At 38.1% G+C, this 20,775-nt stretch carries 18 protein-coding genes and 1 pseudogene; 11 read left to right on the top strand and 8 right to left on the bottom strand.

From position 1 onward, the window contains the following. The first annotated feature begins 190 nt into the window (after positions 1-190). The 5 genes from ACQKNC_RS17070 to ACQKNC_RS17090 all read left to right on the top strand — a co-directional run bounded on the left by ACQKNC_RS17070 (position 191) and on the right by ACQKNC_RS17090 (position 3,562). Entirely contained in the window at positions 191-868 is a 678-nt protein-coding gene (locus ACQKNC_RS17070) for a uracil-DNA glycosylase (protein ID WP_427425954.1), read from the top strand. Between the two features lie 58 nt (positions 869-926). Continuing rightward, positions 927-1,106 carry a uracil-DNA glycosylase gene (locus tag ACQKNC_RS17075; RefSeq protein ID WP_427425955.1) on the top strand — a complete coding sequence of 60 codons (180 nt, stop codon included), beginning with the start codon at positions 927-929 and terminating at the stop codon, positions 1,104-1,106. Next, positions 1,103-1,366: a YwdI family protein gene (locus ACQKNC_RS17080; protein ID WP_427425956.1), complete on the top strand. Its 264-nt coding sequence runs from the start codon at positions 1,103-1,105 to the stop codon at positions 1,364-1,366. The genes ACQKNC_RS17075 and ACQKNC_RS17080 overlap by 4 nt, the downstream gene beginning before the upstream one ends. Before the next feature lie 413 nt (positions 1,367-1,779). Beyond that, the gene (locus ACQKNC_RS17085; RefSeq protein ID WP_427425957.1) at positions 1,780-2,160 is read left to right on the top strand and encodes a DUF423 domain-containing protein; all 381 of its coding nucleotides are present in this window, start codon (positions 1,780-1,782) and stop codon (positions 2,158-2,160) included. Between the two features lie 223 nt (positions 2,161-2,383). Then, positions 2,384-3,562 (top strand): M20 family metallopeptidase, encoded by a 1,179-nt coding sequence (locus ACQKNC_RS17090; protein ID WP_427425958.1) that lies wholly within the window; start codon positions 2,384-2,386, stop codon positions 3,560-3,562. A 310-nt stretch (positions 3,563-3,872) separates the two neighbouring features. Here ACQKNC_RS17090 and gerQ read toward each other — a convergent pair whose 3' ends face one another. From gerQ to hemQ, 3 genes and pseudogenes are all read right to left on the bottom strand, one after another. Further along, complete coding sequence (gene gerQ / locus ACQKNC_RS17095) at positions 3,873-4,214, bottom strand: spore coat protein GerQ (protein ID WP_082172840.1); 342 nt, start codon at positions 4,212-4,214, stop codon at positions 3,873-3,875. 21 nt (positions 4,215-4,235) lie between these two features. Beyond that, positions 4,236-4,617 (bottom strand): annotated as a pseudogene (locus ACQKNC_RS17100) (cell wall hydrolase). A 1,018-nt stretch (positions 4,618-5,635) separates the two neighbouring features. After that, the gene (hemQ, locus tag ACQKNC_RS17105; RefSeq protein ID WP_427425959.1) at positions 5,636-6,385 is read right to left on the bottom strand and encodes a hydrogen peroxide-dependent heme synthase; all 750 of its coding nucleotides are present in this window, start codon (positions 6,383-6,385) and stop codon (positions 5,636-5,638) included. Between the two features lie 157 nt (positions 6,386-6,542). On the opposite strand from hemQ, the gene ACQKNC_RS17110 reads away from it, so the two are divergent. Then, positions 6,543-7,376: a lipoate--protein ligase family protein gene (locus tag ACQKNC_RS17110; protein ID WP_427425960.1), complete on the top strand. Its 834-nt coding sequence runs from the start codon at positions 6,543-6,545 to the stop codon at positions 7,374-7,376. Between the two features lie 58 nt (positions 7,377-7,434). On the opposite strand, the gene ACQKNC_RS17115 is transcribed toward ACQKNC_RS17110, so the two are convergent. Beyond that, the gene (locus tag ACQKNC_RS17115; RefSeq protein WP_427425961.1) at positions 7,435-8,082 is read right to left on the bottom strand and encodes an RsfA family transcriptional regulator; all 648 of its coding nucleotides are present in this window, start codon (positions 8,080-8,082) and stop codon (positions 7,435-7,437) included. 430 nt (positions 8,083-8,512) lie between these two features. Here ACQKNC_RS17115 and ACQKNC_RS17120 point away from each other — a divergent pair, with 430 nt between their 5' ends. Continuing rightward, complete coding sequence (locus tag ACQKNC_RS17120) at positions 8,513-8,737, top strand: DUF1450 domain-containing protein (protein ID WP_049667962.1); 225 nt, start codon at positions 8,513-8,515, stop codon at positions 8,735-8,737. A gap of 22 nt (positions 8,738-8,759) precedes the next feature. On the opposite strand, the gene ACQKNC_RS17125 is transcribed toward ACQKNC_RS17120, so the two are convergent. Then, positions 8,760-8,906, bottom strand: a complete 147-nt coding sequence (locus tag ACQKNC_RS17125) for a hypothetical protein (RefSeq protein WP_427425962.1) — start codon at positions 8,904-8,906, stop codon at positions 8,760-8,762. A 101-nt stretch (positions 8,907-9,007) separates the two neighbouring features. Here ACQKNC_RS17125 and ACQKNC_RS17130 point away from each other — a divergent pair, with 101 nt between their 5' ends. Both ACQKNC_RS17130 and ACQKNC_RS17135 read left to right on the top strand, forming a co-directional pair. Beyond that, positions 9,008-10,381: an HD domain-containing protein gene (locus tag ACQKNC_RS17130; protein WP_427425963.1), complete on the top strand. Its 1,374-nt coding sequence runs from the start codon at positions 9,008-9,010 to the stop codon at positions 10,379-10,381. Between the two features lie 499 nt (positions 10,382-10,880). Then, a complete protein-coding gene (locus tag ACQKNC_RS17135; RefSeq protein ID WP_427425964.1) occupies positions 10,881-15,107 on the top strand; it encodes a collagen binding domain-containing protein in 4,227 nt (1,408 codons plus the stop codon). A 50-nt stretch (positions 15,108-15,157) separates the two neighbouring features. Here the strand turns inward: ACQKNC_RS17135 and ACQKNC_RS17140 are convergent, their stop codons facing one another. Next, entirely contained in the window at positions 15,158-15,826 is a 669-nt protein-coding gene (locus tag ACQKNC_RS17140; protein WP_427425965.1) for a class A sortase, read from the bottom strand. Positions 15,827-16,211: 385 nt separating this feature from the next. Next, positions 16,212-16,397 (bottom strand): 2-hydroxymuconate tautomerase, encoded by a 186-nt coding sequence (locus tag ACQKNC_RS17145; protein ID WP_053484500.1) that lies wholly within the window; start codon positions 16,395-16,397, stop codon positions 16,212-16,214. A gap of 157 nt (positions 16,398-16,554) precedes the next feature. On the opposite strand from ACQKNC_RS17145, the gene ACQKNC_RS17150 reads away from it, so the two are divergent. Continuing rightward, positions 16,555-17,073 (top strand): YwhD family protein, encoded by a 519-nt coding sequence (locus ACQKNC_RS17150; protein WP_427425966.1) that lies wholly within the window; start codon positions 16,555-16,557, stop codon positions 17,071-17,073. Positions 17,074-17,421: 348 nt separating this feature from the next. Here ACQKNC_RS17150 and ACQKNC_RS17155 read toward each other — a convergent pair whose 3' ends face one another. Next, positions 17,422-19,476 carry a transglycosylase domain-containing protein gene (locus ACQKNC_RS17155; protein WP_427425967.1) on the bottom strand — a complete coding sequence of 685 codons (2,055 nt, stop codon included), beginning with the start codon at positions 19,474-19,476 and terminating at the stop codon, positions 17,422-17,424. Positions 19,477-19,847: 371 nt separating this feature from the next. Here ACQKNC_RS17155 and speB point away from each other — a divergent pair, with 371 nt between their 5' ends. Continuing rightward, positions 19,848-20,720 carry an agmatinase gene (speB, locus tag ACQKNC_RS17160; RefSeq protein WP_427425968.1) on the top strand — a complete coding sequence of 291 codons (873 nt, stop codon included), beginning with the start codon at positions 19,848-19,850 and terminating at the stop codon, positions 20,718-20,720. The last annotated feature ends 55 nt before the right edge of the window (positions 20,721-20,775 follow it).

Raw genomic sequence — 20,775 nt, forward strand, 5'->3', positions numbered from 1 at the left:
CAGGCTAAGAACTTAACATCCTGTGAAAACGCCTGAAATCATGCTACGTTAACACTAAGCTTTCGCACAAAAATATATCGTATTTTCTTAAGGAATCAGATTAATTATACCGAGGCATAATTGATCTGATGCTTGAATTCGACATTATTTTTTTGTACCGTTGTAAGGAGAGAAAGGGGCTTATATTACGATGAAAGAAGTATTCCCGAATGATTGGCAAGCAATACTTGCAGATGAATTGGAAAAAAACTACTATACAAAGCTAAGTCAATTTATAGCACATGAATATTCAACAAAAACAATTTATCCACCAATGAATGACATAATGAATGCATTTTATACAACAGCTTATCATGATGTTAAGGTCGTAATTTTAGGTCAGGATCCTTATCATGGACCAAACCAAGCACATGGATTAAGCTTTTCCGTCATGCCGGGAATCCCACATCCACCAAGCTTGCGAAATATGCTAAAAGAGTTACAGGATGACCTTGGTTGTCCCATCCCTCAAAACGGTACATTAACAAAATGGGCACAGCAAGGTGTAATGTTATTGAACACTGTATTAACTGTTCGAGCAGGTCAGGCGAATTCTCATAAAGAGCAAGGATGGGAGCAATTTACGGATGTTGTAATTGATAAATTAGCATCAAGAGATAAACCAATTATTTTTGTTCTTTGGGGTAAACCAGCACAACGGAAAAAACAATTAATTCGTAAATACTCAACGCCACATTTTATTTTAGAAGCGCCTCATCCAAGTCCACTTAGTGCTTATCGAGGATTTTTTGGCAGTAAACCATATTCGAAGATCAATGCACAGTTAGTAGAATGGGGAGAGCAACCAATTGATTGGAGCCTAGCTTAGGCTTTATACACTTATAGTTTCGTGTTACAGTTAATAATAGAAGAAAGTGAGGGGCAACATGAAGGTAAATTGTTTCAAATGTCAATATTTTAAAGTAACATGGGACCCACAAACTCCACGGGCTTGTGTAGCGTATGGCTTTAAAACAAAGCAAATACCATCCGTTGTCGTTAAACAATCCTCTGGCACGGACTGTCTAAAATTTGTGCCAAAAGCAGAAAGTGGGAGAAAGCAATGATTCCTTATCAAGCCGTTATTCAACAACTTGAAAAACAATTATCTGGTGTCAAAAATGCTGGAAACGACCAACAAATTCGTGAAGCTTTAACAGCAATCCGAGCATTATGCGATGTGGTATTAGACTCACCTGACGGCATTTCTAAAGCGCAATCAAAACATTTGCCACAAATGCTAGTGTCAGAGCCGAAACAAACAAGTTTATATACAGCAAAAATTGAAGAAGACGGAGCAAATGGTGATTCAATTTTTGACTTTTAATTATCTTCATTCAGCGAAGACTCCCACCTCTGAAGGTGGCAAGATGAATGCGGATGTGGTTCCTTTTCAGTAGGTGTCCCAACGCCTACTGAAATAGAAGAACCCAGTCTAAGAACGCCACGTCCTGTGGCAATTTATCTGTGCGAAAGCGCAGCGACAGCAACACACGACTGAGTGACCAACATCATGCCGCTGACGCTTCGCTTTCGCGCAAAAGACATCTGTTGGCCCAAAGACTCCGGCGGATGTCACGGATTTTGAAAGGAATAAATTGTGCAAGCACAATTCGAAATCCGGACCATTGTTTATCTGCGCGAAAGCGTAGCGCCAGCAGCAAATGTTTTCTGTAGCGGAAGCAAAGCGTCAGCTACAATTACGCCAAGGCGAAATTGATTAAAGGCAGGGGAAATGACATGAAAAAATTTATCGTGACAGGTGCACTCCACGGCTTTTTAGCAGTGGCATTGGGTGCATTCGGTGCACATGCGTTAAAAGAAGTTCTAGACGATTACGGTCGCGGGATATGGGAAACAGCTGTTCAGTATCAAATGTTTCATGCCACTGGTTTACTTATAATTGGTATATTAATGAGCTCCAAATTACTAGGTGAGGCAAAGCAGTTAAATTTAGCTGGAATCTTTTTCAACCTAGGTATTATCTTCTTTTCAGGAAGCTTATATGTACTTGCAATCAGCGGCGTTAAAGTTTTAGGTGCCATCACACCAATTGGTGGTGTTCTATTTTTAGCTGGCTGGGTTCTAATTATAGTATCTGCCCTTAAAAATGCTCGATAAAAGTTGAATATAAATATTCCTACAAAGTTACTCCTTTGCACTATGTGTGAGGGAGTTTTTGTTTTTTAGAAATTACTAGTAACGGATCAAGAGAATTTTTCTTCGTAATGAACAATATAATTTCTATAGAATGATAGTTTTAATTCCTATTGTTTTTGTAAGGATTTATAGTACACTGATATTATCAAATAAGTTCGACAAATCAGAAGTGGGGTTTTGAGATATGGAGAAGCTTTTTACTTTACTAGATAATAACTACGATGAAATGGTAGCAATTCGTCGTCATTTACATGAATATCCGGAAATATCCTTTGAGGAAGTGGAAACACCAGCGTATGTAGCTGCTTTTCATCGAGCGCTTGGCCATGAGGTTCGAGAGCATGTAGGTGAACGTGGTGTTGTTGCAACTTTACGTGGAGGGAGACCAGGTAAAACGGTCGCATTGCGCGCTGATTTTGATGCACTGGCAATTCTGGAGGAAAATGATGTCCCTTATAAGTCAAAAGTAGATGGTAAGATGCATGCATGTGGACATGATGGTCATACTGCAACATTACTTGGGCTGGCTAGAGCACTTAATGCAATGAAGGATGACATTGTAGGTAATGTAGTATTTATTCATCAGCATGCAGAAGAGATGGCGCCAGGTGGTGCAAAGCCTATGATTGAAGATGGCTGTCTGGACGGGGTAGATGTTATTTTCGGTACACATTTATGGGCACCAACGCCATTTGGAGATATATTGGTGAGAGATGGAGCAATTATGGCTGCTGCGGATAAGGTGGAAATTACGATTCAAGGCAAAGGGGGTCATGGTGCGGAGCCTCATCATTCTATTGATGCTGTTGCTCTTGCGTCACAGTTTGTAGTTAATGCACAGCAGCTTATATCCCGACGCATAGATCCGTTGAAATCAGCCGTTTTAACAATTGGTCATTTTGAGGCGATTAATCCTTTCAATGTTATTGCTGAACGAGCAGTATTAGCTGGTACAGTCCGTACTTTTGAGGAACAGGTGCGCAGACAAATGGAGCAAGAGCTTGAAGCGGTTTTAAATGCCACTTGTTTGGCCTTTGGTGCAAGCTATGAATATCGTTATACTAGAGGCTATCCACCGGTTTACAACCATGTAAAAGAAACGGAATTTATTGCACAACTTGCAGCAGAAATACCAGGAGTAGAAAACATTATAACGTGCCCACCATTTATGATTGGTGAGGACTTTGCGTATTATTTAGAAAATGTACCTGGTACATTTTTCTTCACAGGTGCTAAAAAGCCAGAGTGGGAAGAGGTGTACCCTCATCATCATGCACGCTTTGACTTTGATGAACGTGCGATGTTGATTGCTGCCAAAACATTAGGAAAAGCAACATTGCAGTTTTTACAAGAAAATCAATAATAAGCTCTTCCGCAAGGCCTGAGCTTTACATAAAAATTGGCATGCTAGGAGGTATCCTAACATGCCAATTCTTTTGATTTAATGGCAAATATCCAAGCAGATTCCTCGCCTTCATTCGAAAAATATTTGCTGCGCAAGCAAGGATATGAGACTTAATGGGAGTCTAGTGAAACGTGCTATGCGACGTAGCATGAGTAAAACGAGTGAAGGAACACACTGATTCTGCTTGTATCTTACTCGCATTTAGAGGAGCGGAATATTACCATATAAGAAAATATGAATTAGAAGTCTTTTGAAAAGTTCATTTCAATTATGGATTTTGGTTAAAATAAGCCATTTCTTCATCATATTCAGCAAAATCAAAGTAAATCATTGGGAATAGGAAACGATGATTCGATTTGAGTTCACGTAAAATAACATGATCTCGACCAGCAGCTTCTACAACGCCTCGCACTATTTTCGTGTTTTTCCCTGGCTCAACCGCATGCTCGAAGGAAAAATGGAAAGTACCAGGCTTTCCTCGATTCAAACGAAAAATATTTTCAATATACGATTGCTCCCGTCCAGGTGGTCGTGCTCCAGTCGTCTGTGGAGGCATTACCTGTGGAGGCATTTGTTGTTGCGTTGTCGGTGTCCAATAATAAGGCATCATAAGTTATCAACCTTCTTTCTTTTAGATTTGAGGACAATTTTCTTCGGTTGGCGAGAAGAAGCAATGTGCTTTGAATCTTCCCGTGTTCCACTGACCATATCATTGTGCTGGACAATATCCCAGGTCTAAAAAACCATAGCGAACGAGTCGCCGGATGGAATCTTTCGCCTTGAATAACTCTCTTCGCTAATCGAAGGTCTTGATCACGTGCTCGTTGATAAAAATAGCCCTTTTGTGTCGCTTCAAAGCCCCCAGTACGCTGAAAAACCATTTGTTCAATTGTACGAATATCCGTAAAATCTAAACAATCGGCTCGTACACGATTGACGCCAACATTGCCGACCATCAGCATACCTAAATTCCCTTCACCTTCTGACTCAAAGCGCAAAAGCCTTGCTAGCATGGCTGTTTGTGCATCATTCGTCTTTATAACGGCGACTTTCACTCCTCCTCGCAGACAGTATATGCATGATGGTATTGTAGACATGTTCAATTTTAATGAAAGAAATTCACAATTAAAAAATACTAAGCATATATTAGTAATAACGAGTCGTTGGTAAAATAAGGCCAGTTTTTGACCGACTACCATAACGTGAGTTTGATTTGCATTGTGAAAGCGAAGCGTTAGCACAGGATGTGATGTTTTTAGACTTTGTTTTCTCTACTATGCTCGCTCCAGAAATAATCTGTGACTCAGATCTTCAAGGAGTCTCCCAGCCTCTGCAGTCCAAAGTTTGGTGATGCGCTAAAATGGTTAAATAGAGAATAGAAAATATAATGGGGAACGTGAAATAGGAAATTGCATGTGTACTGAATACATGTGAGGTGACAGGGTATGGAGATTGGTGTTTGGGTAGGGATTTTGTTGAGTGCTGTGCTGGCATTTTTAGTTGGGAGTTTTTACGGACAGCCACTCCACTGGTATCTCTTTATACTAATAATCGTAGTGGGATTTTTCATCAATACGATTATACTAATTTTGAAGGTTAAGGATGAAAAGTCTTGAGGTACAGTACAGCCATATGAAAATAAGAAGGTGTCATCGTAATGGTGGCGCTTTTTTTATTTTTGTTAGATTTTTGCGATTAAGTAGATGGAATATGAAGTTTTGCAAGTATATTAAAAATAAATCGTGACATACTATAATGGAAAATTATTTTTCGCTTTCATAAAGGAGTGTTATAATGCATATTTTTGGTACGTTTGTAGCAATTATCATAAGTGCATTCATCGCCATTGGTATAGCAGAATACTATCATCAACCATATAATTGGTATTTAGTTTTCCTTATGATTCTAACTGGTTTTTTTATTCATACAATTATTTTAATATTGGAATCAGAGAACAGCGAAGAAAACGAGTTTTAAAAAATGCGAGTCCATATTATCGGACTCGCATTTTGTATTTAAAAGCATTGTGAATTAAACAGTTAAGAATTTCACAAGTTTTTCTTTATCAAGAAGGTTACCAACGAAGAATGCACCGAACTCACCATAGCGAGCCGAAACTTCATCGAAACGCATTTCATATACTAATTTTTTGAATTGTAGTACGTCATCTGCGAATAGTGTTACGCCCCATTCGTGATCGTCGAAGCCAACAGAACCAGTAATGATTTGTTTAACTTTACCAGCATAGCCACGACCAATCATACCGTGAGAACGCATTAGCGATTTGCGTTCGTCCATTGAAAGCATATACCAGTTGTCATTACCTTGACGACGCTTATCCATTGGATAGAAGCATACATGCTTAGCACGTGGAAGTTCAGGATATAGACGAGCTCGCACATGTGGATTTTGGTAAGGATCTTCGTCAGAATCACCTGCTAAATAGTTAGAAAGCTCTACAACAGATACATATGAATATGTAGGAATTGTAAAATCAGCAATCGCTAATTTATTGAATTCAGCTTCAAGCTCTTGTAGCTCTTCCATTGTTTCGCGTAATGTCATAATCATAAAGTCAGCTTTTTGACCAACGATTGCGTAAAATGCATGGGCGCCTGTTTTAGCTATATCAGCCTCGTTTAATTTTTCTAAATATGCAATAAACTCTTCTACTGCTGCTTGGCGTTCCTCAGCAGAAACTAATTTCCATGAAGCCCAGTCGATTGAGCGGAAATCATGTAAAGCGTACCAACCATCTAAAGTAATTGCTGCTTCATTCATTATTAAAAACACTCCTTTATAAGTGAATAATATTCAAATTTCAGTTTATCATAGTTTGTACAAAATCCATAAGTTCATGATTGCGTTTCACCAATTTGACACCTTCAATAGATAATGTATGCTAAAGAGAAGAGATGTAGATAGAGGAGCTCCAATCATGAAAAGTATTTTACAACAGCCGATTTGGCGTTTTTACGATCAATCCCTTAGCGCGAAGCAAAGATCGCCGCTTGAATCCTTTGCCACAGACGATACTTTATGTCAGCTAGTTGGGCAATTAGTCTCTCCACCAACTATTCGTACATGGGTACATGATGCATCTGTTGTGCTTGGTATTCAGGATCACCGTTTACCATATGTGCAGCAGGGCATGGATTTGCTCAAAGCACGTGGCTATAATCCTATTGTACGCAATTCAGGCGGATTAGCAGTTGTGCTTGATGAAGGTGTACTGAATATTTCCATAGTTTTATCTGAACAAACGGAAGCGCTAAGCATTAATGACGGCTATGATGTAATGGTAGCTCTAGTAAAGGGATTATTCCCAGAAGTAGCGGATCAAATCGAAGCCTATGAAATTGTAGGCTCTTATTGTCCAGGTTCCTATGATCTAAGTATTAAAGGAAAGAAATTTGCGGGTATTTCTCAAAGACGCTTACGTCAAGGGGTAGCCGTGCAAATTTATTTATGTATTGAAGGAAGCGGTTCAGATCGAGCTGCACTCATTCGTGACTTTTACGAGGAAAGTCTAAGAGGAGAGGAAACAAAATTTACGTATCCTAATATTGTCCCTGATGTGATGGCGTCACTATCTGAACTTATTGATGCATCATTAACAGTGGAAGCCGTTGTTATCCGTTTACAGCAGCTTTTTAACAATATGGCAGAAGAAATTCGATTTGAATCTTTTAATGATGAAGAACTAACACTATATGCGTTTTATTTACAACGTATTTTAGAACGGAATACGAAAATGCTTGAACCAAAGTGATGTTAATCACTGAGGGTACCAAACGAGATAGATCGTTTCAAAGAAAAAAGCGATGCTGCTAATTAAGCGCATCGCCATTTTCTTGTGTATAAGGGCTACTTACAACAAGATTTCCGTTTTTCTCCATTTTGAAAACAGGTGCAATTCGTTCTTCCTCTTCATCTAGTGTTACTAGTCGTCTAGCACGGTTCATAATTTGTACAAATTGCTCGTAATCTTTTCGAATAGCTCTATTTTCCTCTTCTAGTTGTGTAATTGTCTTCTCTAGTTTTTTATTTCTCTCAGATGTTACATGTACTAGTTGTCTCCATTTTGAAGACTCATTACCTATCTCACCAGAGTGCTGTAAACGTAGTAAATAGGCTATGACAATATCAAGATTTAGTGCAGATAGAGGAATTGATTTACCCTCTGCGGCACTACTATTAACTGTAAACATACTAGAAGTACGGCGTCTTGCTGGAGCTCCTAACACTCGCATTCTTTCTTTTCTTTCTTTTTTCGCTTCTGATAATTGTTCCTCGTATTCTTTGCGAACAACAGCATTCCAACGAAAACCACATGCAGCAGCTGTACGATTTAAAGCATCACCAGCTTCTTCAAAGGCATTTAATTGTGTACTACCTTCTGTCACGTGACGAATTACCGCCTCTGCTAATAATTCATCGTTTTCTTCTAACCAAGCATCTTGTCTTATTTTACTCATATTAAAATCCTCCCACCTTTATTTGGAACTTTTATTTACAACTAGCATGACCAATCTTTTAACCTTTTATTCATCCATGTGAAAGGAATTATGCTTGAATACAAGGGGAAAAATGCGATACAATACCCGATGTAGGTTTGTACGTATGCTACATACTTAAATATGTGAAAGTCATACGTTCCATAGAAACGACTTTTTGAATCAATTTTGCCTCGGCATAATTGCGTTCGGAATCGGCTTTGTGCCTGCACAAAGAACTCCACTCTGATTCCGTGACATCCGCCGGAGGCTTTAACTTATTTCAGCGGATGATTGGATACCCGCTCTGAAAAGAGATTAAAAAACGCATTCATTTCACCACCTATAGAGGTGGGAGACTTTCAGCTGAAAGAAGTTACAAAAATACTATATAGAAAGGGTTGTTGACAAAATGGCAAACGAATTTAAAGTTTGCGATGAATGTCAGGCCGTTAACTTAAAAACGTTAATTCCAAAATTAAAGGAAATCGATCCTGATGCAACCATCGAAATTGGCTGTCATTCCTATTGTGGCCCAGGACGTAAAAAAACATTTACCTTTGTAAATAGCCGTCCTGTTGCTGCATTAACAGAAGAAGAACTAATGGAAAAGGTTTTAGCAAAGTTAAAGAAATAAGAAAATCAAAATGCTATCTTCACTAGTTGGAGGTAGTTTTTGTTTTTTGTCCATTTTTAGAGTCATCGAAGCGACGGATAAAAGATTCAGAGCGACGGAAAGAAGAGTAAAAGTGACGGAAAGAAGAGCCAAAACGACGGAATGACCTCGAGATGACGGGAAGCTTCACGTTCGCTCCATCACTTAGAAAATTAGAACAATAGAATCCTAAATTAAGACGAGAATACAGTGAGTTAGGTTGATAGTCTCTAGAATTAAAAGGGAATATGTATGCTAGTCCTGCATTTATCGCATATAATAGAACAAATAGGAAACGGGGGTGCTGTACAATTGACACACTATGCAAAAGCTAAGTTACAAGAGGAGAAAGTATTCAAGGATCCAGTGCATCGATATGTGCATGTACGGGATCAAGTGATTTGGGATCTAGTTGGTACGAAAGAATTTCAGCGATTACGTCGAATTCGCCAACTCGGTACAACGTTTTTAGTATTCCATGGAGCAGAGCATAGCCGCTTTAGTCACTCACTTGGTGTTTACGAAATTATACGCCGTATAGTAGATGATATATTTGCAGGTCGCCCTGAATGGGATGAAGATGAACGACTGCTTGTGCTTTGTGCAGCCCTATTACACGATTTAGGGCATGGGCCATTTTCGCATGCTTTTGAAAATGTCTTTGAGCTTGATCATGAATTTTATACTAGGCAAATTTTACTTGGCGATACAGAAGTGAATGCAGTATTAAAAAAAGTATCGGCTGATTTCCCTGAAAAAGTATCACAAGTAATTGAAAAAACATATCCGAATAAGCAGGTCGTCAGTTTAATATCAAGTCAAATAGACGCTGATCGTATGGATTATCTACAACGCGATGCTTATTTCACTGGCGTAAGTTATGGTCATTTTGATATGGAACGTATTTTAAGAGTAATGCGTCCACGAAAAAATCAGGTGGTAATTAAAGCAACGGGCATGCATGCGGTAGAAGATTATATAATGAGCCGCTATCAAATGTACTTACAAATTTATTTCCATCCAGTATCTCGCAGTGCAGAGGTTGTTTTAAATAATATTTTAAAACGCGCTAAGCAACTTAGCTTGGAAGGTTACAAATTTAAGCATGAGCCTACACACTTTTTAGCATTTTTCTGTAATTCAATTACGCTTGAGGACTATCTTGCATTAGATGAGAGTATTCTTTTTACGTATTTTCAGCTTTGGATGCAAGAGGAAGATGCGATTTTAAGTGACTTAAGCCGCCGCTTTGTTAATCGAAAGCTATTTCAATACATCGATTTAGATCCAGGTGTAGAGCTAGATAAATATCAAAAACTACAAGAGCTCTTCAGGCAAGCTGATTTAAATCCAGAATATTATCTTGTCCACGATACGACGGCAGATTTACCTTATGACTTTTATCGACCAGGAGAGGAAGAAGTGCGTGTTCCTATTTTCTTAGAAATGAAAAATGGAGAGCTAAGAGAGCTATCGCGGGAATCTATTATTGTTGATTCTATTTCTGGCCGTATGAAGCGAGATCATAAAGTATATTTCCCACTAGATTTCTTAGAGGACAACAGTACCCATTCCGTTGTGAAGAACAAAATATTAGCTTTGATTCAAGGACAGGGGAAAAATTAAAAAAATTTTTTATGTATAAAAGTGTGTATGTAAAATAAGGTGGAATAAATAGTATTCCAACATACCTATAGTGAAAAACAGTGAAAATACTCTATTTGAGTTATTTTTACTGTTTTTTTGTCGTTGTATAAAGATGAATAAAGTGGAAACTATATAGAATTTTTTAGAATTTTGTAAATAGAAAGTCTGTGATTGTTTAGAATTTGTTTAGTATTATCTTTTATAATGAGTCGAAAACCCTAATGTGGATAATACCTATTGTTTAAGACGTTACAAAAGTACTATGAATATATTCGAATTGTACATAGAACATACATAAGTCATCATGAATGCCTATTCGTGAGTGCTTACTTGAATGTATTCATTTAGACGACAAGTGAATAGAAGGAAAGAGGGACCAACCTATGTTTGTGGCATACTTTTATAACATGCAGAAAGAATGCAACGTCGTCAGCAAACATTAACAGGTATCTCTCTGAACTTAGAAAAGGAGAGAAACATGAGGAAATTTAAAAAATTAAACATAGCAATAATCTTAATGCTACTAGTATTCCAAACAGTACTATCACCGATTTCAGTGTTTGCAGCAGAGGGCGAACCACCTGCAGTTAAAACTGGAACAGATACTGGTACTGGTTCTACAGGAGGGATCGTACCACATGTAACACCACCAGCTGAAACTGGAGGAGATGCTGGTACTGGTTCTAAGGGAGATGCCGTACCACATGTAACACCACCAGCTGAAACTGGAGGAGATGCTGGTACTGGTACAGGTTCCGCGGACGAGCTCCCACCACCAGCTGAAGCAGGAAAAGAAGATGGGACTAAAGCTGATTCTGGCAGTGAAGTAAAAGACTCAAGTGGAGATATGCAGGACGAAACTACACCGCCAAAGTATGATTCAACTATGTCTGTTGATGTCATTAAAAATGTTGAATTTACTGTGGGTGAAGCAAAGGTTAATCCAAATGACAGCATTAAAGTTACTAATGGACAATCTGCAGAGTTTAAATTTTATTTAGAACTAGCAGCGGGACATAATTATGGCCCGGGTACAACATTAACGTACACTTTACCAGCTATTTTTGAAGATATAACATTCCCAAATGGAACAGCTTATGGTGAGGTTGGTACAATTTCGAAAAATGGAAATAATATTGTAATTACATTCAACGATGAGTTACGAGATAGTTTAGGAACGGGTGTAGCCCTTGAGCCAGGTGCATACTTTATGGTAGAGGCGAAATTTTCAAAGGGTAATATGAATTGGGATGAAACAATTAGTTTACCAGGCACTGAAAACATCGAGCTGAACTTCCAACCTTCGAATAACGGTACACCTGTTTTCAAATCAGGTAAAGCAGATAATGGTGCGCTAAACAGCGAGTCTATTAACTGGAAAGTAGATGTTAATACAGATCTAGGGGTTAATGAAGCGTCAGGTACTACAAATTTTGTTGATACATTAATAGAAGGTGAACATACATTTAAGCAAGATTCTGTAAAAATCACAAAGTTTAATGTATTACCTAATGGCACACTAAAAGCCTCTACTGACCCTGTAACTGCGATTCCAACCTTTGATACAGTTTCTGGTAAAGACAGAATGACAATTAAATTACCAAATGAAAAGTATACAGCTTACCATATTGAGTACCAAACAGAAGTTGGTGACCCAGGTAACGTTAAAAGTGCAAACTTTAAAAATGAGGCTACTTATAATGGGGAATCCTCTCCTCAATCAGTAACTGTAAACTTTGGTGATCCATTAGCAAAAACACATGAAGGTCCTACTTATAATGATTTAGCAACACATTGGACGATTAATTACAACTTCAATAAGCGCAACATATCATCGAAAAATGCAGTATTGACTGATGTGTGGCCAGACACCCAAGAATTAGATGGAGACGTACTGGTGTTCATGGAAGATGGTACTACTCCTGCCGATATTTCTTCTAATGTAGTTGAATATAAAGACAAAAACAAAAACGGCTTTAAATTATCATTTGATGCTGATGTAACAAAACCATATGTTATCAAATACAAAACAAAGCCAAAAGCTAATGTTTATCCTACGGAAGACTATACAGTAACAAATACAGTAACGCGTAGCGATATGGAACAATCAGTTCAAGACAGTACAACTTATAGTAAAAATGGTTTATTACTATACAAATCTAAAAATGGTATCGATTATCATAATAAAACAATGTCATGGAAAATTGTGGCGAACCAAGCAGGCTATAACTTAGCTGCTAATACAGTGTTTACTGATACTTTTACAGATAAAAATCTAACTTTAAAAGAAGATACTTTAGTAGTAAAAGTAGATAATACTCCATTAGCTAAAGATACAGATTACACGTTAACTAATAAAAACGATCAAACTGGTTTCGAAATTACTTTAAAGAATCCAACAAATAAACTTATCGAAATTACGTACGATACAGATTACGATATTCGACATGTTGGAGAAAATACAATTCAATATCGAAATGAAGTAAAAATGACAAATAGTATTTTATCAAATGCTTCATCTGATTGGGATGAACAAGCTATCCGCCCTGAACAAAAAGCAAACGGTAAAAAAGAGGGTTACTATGATTACGCAACAAAAACCTTCTACTGGGATGTTGAGTTAAACTTTAACTACAATTCATTAGAAGGTGCAGTATTTGAAGATAAATTACCGGATACACAAAAAGTTCAAAATATTGTAGTGAAAAAAGGTGAACTAAATGCAAATGGTGATTTCGTAGAGAAAGAAACATTAACAAATATTAAAAACACTTCAGGTAAAGCGAATGAAATAAAGCTTGAATTAGGGAATATTGATAGCGTTTATAAAGTGACTTATGAATCAGTAGATACAGATAGCATTTTCCCACATGGTAGCCCAGTAAGCATTACAAATACAGCTACATTAACAAGCGCTAAGGGTGAAAATGCATCGTGGTCAAAAACAGTTGATGTAAGTCATACAGACAAAATTTTAAACAAAAAGGGTAAACAAGCACAACAAGGTTCTGCTGTAGCTAAGTGGAATTTTGAATTTAACTACGCACAATCTATATTAAACAATGTAGTCATTACCGACACAGTTGGTAAAGATGATGATGGTAACCCAGAACAAATGATTTTAGAAGATACATTTAAAATATATAAAGTTGCATTGTCTGGGATAACTCCAAGTGATCCGACTGAAGAGAAGACACTTTTAGATCCAAGTAAGTATACATTAAATGTAGATATGAAAAATGGTACGTACACACTTGATTTAGGTAATGTAACTGGAGCTTACTACGTAGAATACGAAACAGTATTTACAGGTCCTTCAGGCACTGATGCTAAAAATGAAGTAGAAGTAAGCTATCAAGGTAGCAGTCAAACAAGTGGAAATGATAGCTGGTCAATTACTAATTTTAAATATGGTAACCAAGCATCAACAGTTAAAGTACCATTCGTTATTGTAAAAACGAATGCTGCAACAGGCGAAGTAATGAAAGATGTTGAGTTTACTTTATATAGCGAATACACAGGTGATAAACCATTAATTAGCGCTAAAACAGGTAATAACGGTGTATTAGATTTCGGATTAAAATTAGCTGAGGGTAATTATATATTAAAAGAAACAAAAGTCCCTGGTTTTAATAATCCAGATGTAAGCTTTACATTAAATCGCGATGAAAAAGAAACATCAGGCACATATACAGGTAACCAAATTATTGAAATCAAAAACGAACCAGAGGGCTGGACACCAGATCCGGAAAAACCAGTTGATCCAAACAAACCAAATCCAGATCCAGAGAAACCGGTTGATCCAAATAAACCAAATCCAGATCCGGAAAAACCAGTTGATCCAAACAAACCAAATCCAGATCCAGAAAAACCGGTTGATCCAAACAAACCAAATCCAAATCCAAATCCAGGCCCAGGCCCAAATCCAGGCCCAAATCCAGATCCGGAAAAACCGGTTGATCCAAACAAACCAAATCCAGATCCGGAAAAACCGGTTGATCCAAACAAACCAAATCCAGATCCAGAGAAACCGGTTGATCCAAACAAACCAAATCCAGATCCGGAGAAGCCAGTTGATCCAAATAAGCCAAATCCTGATCCAGAAAAACCGGTTGATCCAAATAAACCAAATCCAGATCCAGAGAAACCGGTTGATCCAAACAAACCAAATCCAGATCCAGAGAAACCGGTTGATCCAAACAAACCAAATCCAGATCCGGAGAAACCGGTTGATCCAAACAAACCAAATCCAGATCCGGAGAAGCCAGTTGATCCAAATAAGCCAAATCCTGATCCGGAGAAGCCAGTTGATCCAAACAAACCAAATCCAGGTAACTCAGGTAACCAAATAGATCCAAAAAATCCGACAAACCCTGGAAAACCATCTGTACAAGAAGTCATTGATCAAGGAAAAGACTTAAAGCCATACAATCCTTCTACAGCAAATAAAGACACATTAGATGCATATAAGGATTTCCTCGATAAATACAACAAGTTATCTAAAGAGGAACAGGATGAAGTAGCAAAATCTCTTGATATTGACAAAATCAAAGCAGATGCAAATGAATTGGAAGCACAGTTAAAGGCGAAAGGCAAACTGCCACAAACAAATGGGGCAAACCAAACAGCTCTTACACTAATTGGTGTAGCTCTAGTTCTAGGTGCATTATTCTTATTGCGCCGTCGCAATACGGAAGTTAAATAATTTTCCATAAGAAAACCCCAAGATCGTGAAATCTTGGGGCTTTTCTTATACTAAAAAGTTTCTGATAGTTTTGCAGGTGCTTCATCAAATGGATATTGCTCGACAAAATCTGCTTGAACGGCCAGTCTTTTTGTACCTTTATCAGCGCATGTAACGAGGGTCAAAATAGTTTTATCAGGGATGTCATCAATAACGTAAACATCCGTTGCAGCTATGATTTCCTTGGTCGTTATCTTGTACTCATAAATACTCGTTAAATCCGTTAAATAAATCGTATCTCCTATGCTCGCTTTGTATAAGGGGCCAAATAAAATATCTTTTTCCTCAAAGTAATGACCTGCTAATGCGTAGTTTCCTTGTCCAAGTTTTTGATTAGGCTTCATAGTGCCTGCTCCAACCGCAAGAGAGGCATTACCAACTCCTTTGACGATAGGAAGTTTCATACTAACACTGGGGATAGCGATACTACCAATGACAGGCATTTTATTTGCGGTTGTTTGGGCTTTTAAAACTTCCGCAATGGATAGAGATTGCACTGCTTCAAATTCAAAATTAGCATCCGCATCATTGTTTTTTTCAATATCTTCTGCACTGTATTCAGTGGTATTTAATTGTTTACTCAAATGGGCGATAATTGCATTTTGAATGGGATTAATAAAAATAAGTAGGAGGCCAATGATGAGCATACAAATGAGTACTGACAGTTTAAATTTATTCATTTCATAGATCACATCCTAGTATTGAAATTACGAATAGACGGAAGTAGGCCGAGTTCCACCGGTAGAAACGAAAGAATCGCCGGTAACGAGTCGAGTTGCGCTACTAAAAGTGGAAGAATCGCCGGTAAAGGTTCGAGTTGCGCTACTAAAAGTGGAGGAATCGCCGGTAAAGGTTCGAGTTGCGCCGCTAAAAGTGAAAGAATCGCCGGTAAAGGTTCGAGTTGCGCCGCTAAAAGTGAGAGAATAGCCGGTAAAGGTTCGAATACCGCCGCTAGAACTAAAAAAATCGGCAATTATAGCCGGCCTGGTAAAATGTTATGTATCTTCAGTAATTACACCATACGTAAAAAGAGTAGAGCTTTATGATGCTCTACCCGTTAACTCATTATTTATCGCTGAAACGCACGCCTGCAACTCCGTAATGGTTTTTAGACATTTCTTCAATGAAAACTGTTACGTTTTCTGGTGGCGCGTTAACTGTACGAGAAACGGCTTCTGTTACTTCTTTTACTAGGGCACGTTTCTGTTCTTCTGTACGACCTTCAAGCATTTTCACTGTTACGTATGGCATAATATTGCCTCCTTTATTGAATAATGTTGTATAGTTAGTTAAGAAAGTATAAACTTCTTACTTGGCATTTGCGCAAAGCCAGTGTCGCATTTATTACGGCGTTAATGCGCTTAACTATGCTTTACTTTTATAATAGCAGAATGGAGGTAGTTAGAGTATGGAAAATGAAGAAAAACCAAAACAAAAAATGGGCTTTACTATTATTAAAAATGACCCGACAGACGGACATAAGGGATTTGGTATCGGTTCGCTTTCTCTTGAAAACGTATCGCCAGTCATTATCGATATAGAAGAAGGGACGGCATCAGTTGAAATTGGTGCTATGCATGCTCGCAGTGATGTGGAACGAGGTATTAAATTTACGACAGATCGTGCTGATTCAGAAGGTGGGAGACCGTATTGGTTAGTGTGGGTGACGATAGACCATAAAGCGGATGGGCCTTACTATGCAGGTGTAACTGCGTGTGAAATGGTAGTTAATCGAGAAAAACGTCGTGGCTATAAAATTTTAGCTGATCATGTGAATAAAATGGATAAATCTATGAAACGTCATATTATTGTAGAACATATGGATGCACCATCTAAAAAAGTGTTAGCTTCTTTCCTAGAAGAGCTCAATCCGGATCTGTGGGCACGCAGTGAGGAGCAATTGCGTCAAGATTTATTTGTTAAATAGACCTACAATGATTGAACAATCTGTGACATTTTGCAATCGCTTTCGATATAAGGTTGAAAGTAGGTTTGAAACAAAGTAAACTTGATTCAGAGCTTACATTTTAGTAAGCTAGGACACTTGGTTCTGCGAATGTGATGAGCGCTATGCGGCATTTGAACAACCCAAACCCAAGCCAAATGCCCCATGATGCTCATCTACTTCGCGAACCATAAATAAGAAAAGCTTTCTGTTCCCACGGACACGGCTCCGGGGAAGAGAAAGCTTTTCTTTTTCGTATATGTCTGTTACTTTGTCGAGAGCCTTCGTTAGTTAAAACGTTTATAGCTGATAAAGGTTCCACAGGATTAGTTAATTTTTAAAAATGGAGAATGGAAGCATATTCCAGAAATTTCCCCACGTATTGGTATCGAGAATATCAAAGTTTGAACATTTTTCAGTTGGTACATCTTTAGCATCCATATATACGAGACGCTGTTTAGGACAGGCATCTGTCGCTAACTTACCTGATTCAATATCGACGACCACACCTTTAACGCCTTTAGGCTTTGCGAAATCCTCGTTTTTTGTTCCTTTATTGACAGCCTCCATAAAGTCAATCCAAATTTGCTTTGTAGATGCAGTATCTTCTTTTGCCGTTAGATTTTTTCCTTGGTCATAGCCATTCCACACGCCGGCGGTTAAGCTAGGTGTAAATCCAATCAGCCACTGATCGCTATTTGTAGAGCCAGATTTTGCTGCATACGTATGCGTCATGCGAGAGCGAATGCTAATCCCTGTAGCAGGAGAATAATCGCTAAAGACTGGGTCGAAAATACCCGTCATCATTTCTGTTAAGATATACGTATTTTCTTTTGAGAGAACTGTCTCAGCTTCTTTATTAACTTCTTTATTTTCGTAGATGATATCCCCATTAGCATTTTTAATAGAAACAATAGTAGTAGGAGTGGTCTTTTGACCCTGTGATGCTAAAATATTATAGGCATTCGTCATTTCATATAATGTTGTTTCAGTCGTTCCAAGGGCGATGGATAAATTGTCTTTAGTACCGATATTGACGTTGAAGCGATTAGCCATTTCATGAAATGCTTTAAATCCAATCTCCTCTAAAGTTTTAACAGCGTAAATATTATCAGAGATAGCGATGGCTTGTGCCATTGACATATCATGTTTTGCAAATTGACCGTTAACATTTTTTGGTGAATATGTGGCCCGTCCATGATCATAAGTGAAAGTTGTCTCACCCACATTTAAATATGTTAATGGTGTATAGCCATTCTCTAAAGCTGCTGCATATAAAATAGGTTTAATTGTTGATCCTGGTTGACGTTTTGCCTGTGTAACTCTGTTAAATGAACTTGCAGAATAGTCACGGCCTCCAACTAATGCTGTAACGGCGCCTGTTTTGGGTACCATACTAACAAAAGCAGTTTGCAGGTCATCAGCAGGCATATGTTTGGCTACAGCTTCTTCTGCTGCCTTTTGGTGTTCTAGATTAAGAGTTGTTTGGATAGTCCAGCCACCTTCACTAATGTCGAGATTCTGTGATTTCAAAATTTCACTAGCCTCTTGCCATGCTACGTCAAGGAAGAATGGTGCTACAGATTTTGTTGCTACCCAGCTATCATTCTTTAAGACAAGCTTTTCATTTTCTGCACGTGTTTTTTCATCTTGCGTAATAGCTCCTTGATCGGCCATCAATTTTAAAATAACGTGTTGGCGATTAGTTGCCTTTTCTAGATTGGCAATAGGGGAGTAAATACTTGGCCCTTTTGGAACCCCTGTTAACATTGCTGCTTCAGCAAGTGTTAAATCCTTTGCAGATTTTCCAAAATAAAATCGACTAGCTGCTTCTACGCCGTACATACCATGTCCGTAGTAAACAGTATTTAAGTAGCCTTCCAATATTTCATTCTTATCATAAAAAACTTCTAATCTATAAGCATACAATGCTTCATTTAATTTTCGTGTCCAAGATTTTTCATGTGAAAGATATAGATTTCGAGCATATTGTTGAGTAATTGTACTTGCTCCTTGCACCTTACCTCCAGCCTTAAGATCAACTAATAATGCACCAGCGATACGAGAAAAATCCAAACCGCCATGCTTATAAAAGTCTTTATCCTCAACAGCGACTACTGCTTTCATTAAATAGGGAGACATCTCATCAAGACTAACCCAATAACGCCGTTCATTCGTAAAGTGATCCCCGATCTGGTTGTCATTTTCATCTAAGAAAATAGAGGCTTTAGGTACGGTTAAAGGCGGAGCACCAGCCACTTGAACATAGATACGTAAAGCTATAAATGCTACTACAATTGCAGATGTAAAGGCGACAAAAAGGGTAAGTGCTTTACGTGTACGCTTCGAACGCTTTTGCTTACGTTGATAGCTTTTTCTCTTCATCCGACTTCACCTCGTTTTCTCACACTTGCGTATAGTATGTGTCTGAACATCCATATTTAATCGAAATTATTGGTAAAAACTATTGCACTTTATTCAAAAACATCTATACTTTTTTTGTACTGTTTGAAATGCTAGCGTTCGACAAAAGAATGTTACCTTGTAGATTTTAATCGAATTTTGCTAGACGTTCCAATAATGTATACGAGGATACAAGGATAGAGGTTTCATTACAATCCTGTAAGCCCATAATAGAGTAATGGTAAAAAGGTTCATCATCGAAAGTTATTAAAACAGATTTCATGTGGATAAGGTGATGAACTGATAAAAATGAATTCAATAGAATTAATTCTAATAAAAGTGGAGGTCTAGTAATGAGATTTGATGAAGCTTATTCAGGAAATGTTTTTATAAAAAGTCATCCTACGTATGAGGATGCTCAGGCAGTCATTTACGGTATGCCAATGGACTGGACAGTTAGTTATCGTCCAGGCTCACGATTTGGTCCGCAACGTATTCGTGAAGTATCGATTGGTCTAGAAGAATATAGCCCATATTTAGACCGTGAGCTAGAAGAAGTGAAATATTTTGATGCAGGAGATATACCGTTACCATTCGGGAATGCACAGCGTTCTTTAGATGAAATTGAAAAGTATATCGAGAAGCTTTTAGCAGATGGCAAGATTCCTGTAGGTATGGGTGGGGAACATTTAGTATCGTGGCCTGTTATGAAGGCTGTATCAGCAAAGTATGATGACCTAGCAATTATCCACTTCGATGCACATACAGACTTACGTGTAGAATATGAAGGGGAGCCACTTTCTCACTCAACTCCTATTCGTAAAATTGCTGAACATATCGGACCAAAAAATGTGTATTCATTTGGTATTCGTTCAGGGATGAAGGAAGAGTTCGAATGGGCGAAGGAAAATGGCATGCACATTTCAAAATTTGAAGTGCTAGAGCCATTAAAAGAGGTATTACCATCTTTATCGGGACGTAATGTTTACGTTACGATAGATATAGATGTACTTGATCCAGCACATGCGCCAGGTACAGGAACAGTAGATTGCGGAGGCATCACATCAAAAGAATTACTAGCGTCAATCCATGCGATTGCAGCAAGTAATGTCAATGTAGTTGGCTTTGATCTAGTTGAAGTAGCACCAATCTACGACTCATCAGAAATGACAGCGAATACAGCGAGTAAATTGTTAAGAGAAATGATTTTGGGCTGGGTAAAATAAGTTAGTCATTATAAAGGTTGATATGAAGCGGTTAGAGTGGGGTTTAGCTATGAGC

It is taken from the genome of Lysinibacillus sp. NPDC094177, assembly GCF_050279145.1.
Taxonomy (GTDB): Bacteria; Bacillota; Bacilli; order Bacillales_A; family Planococcaceae; genus Lysinibacillus.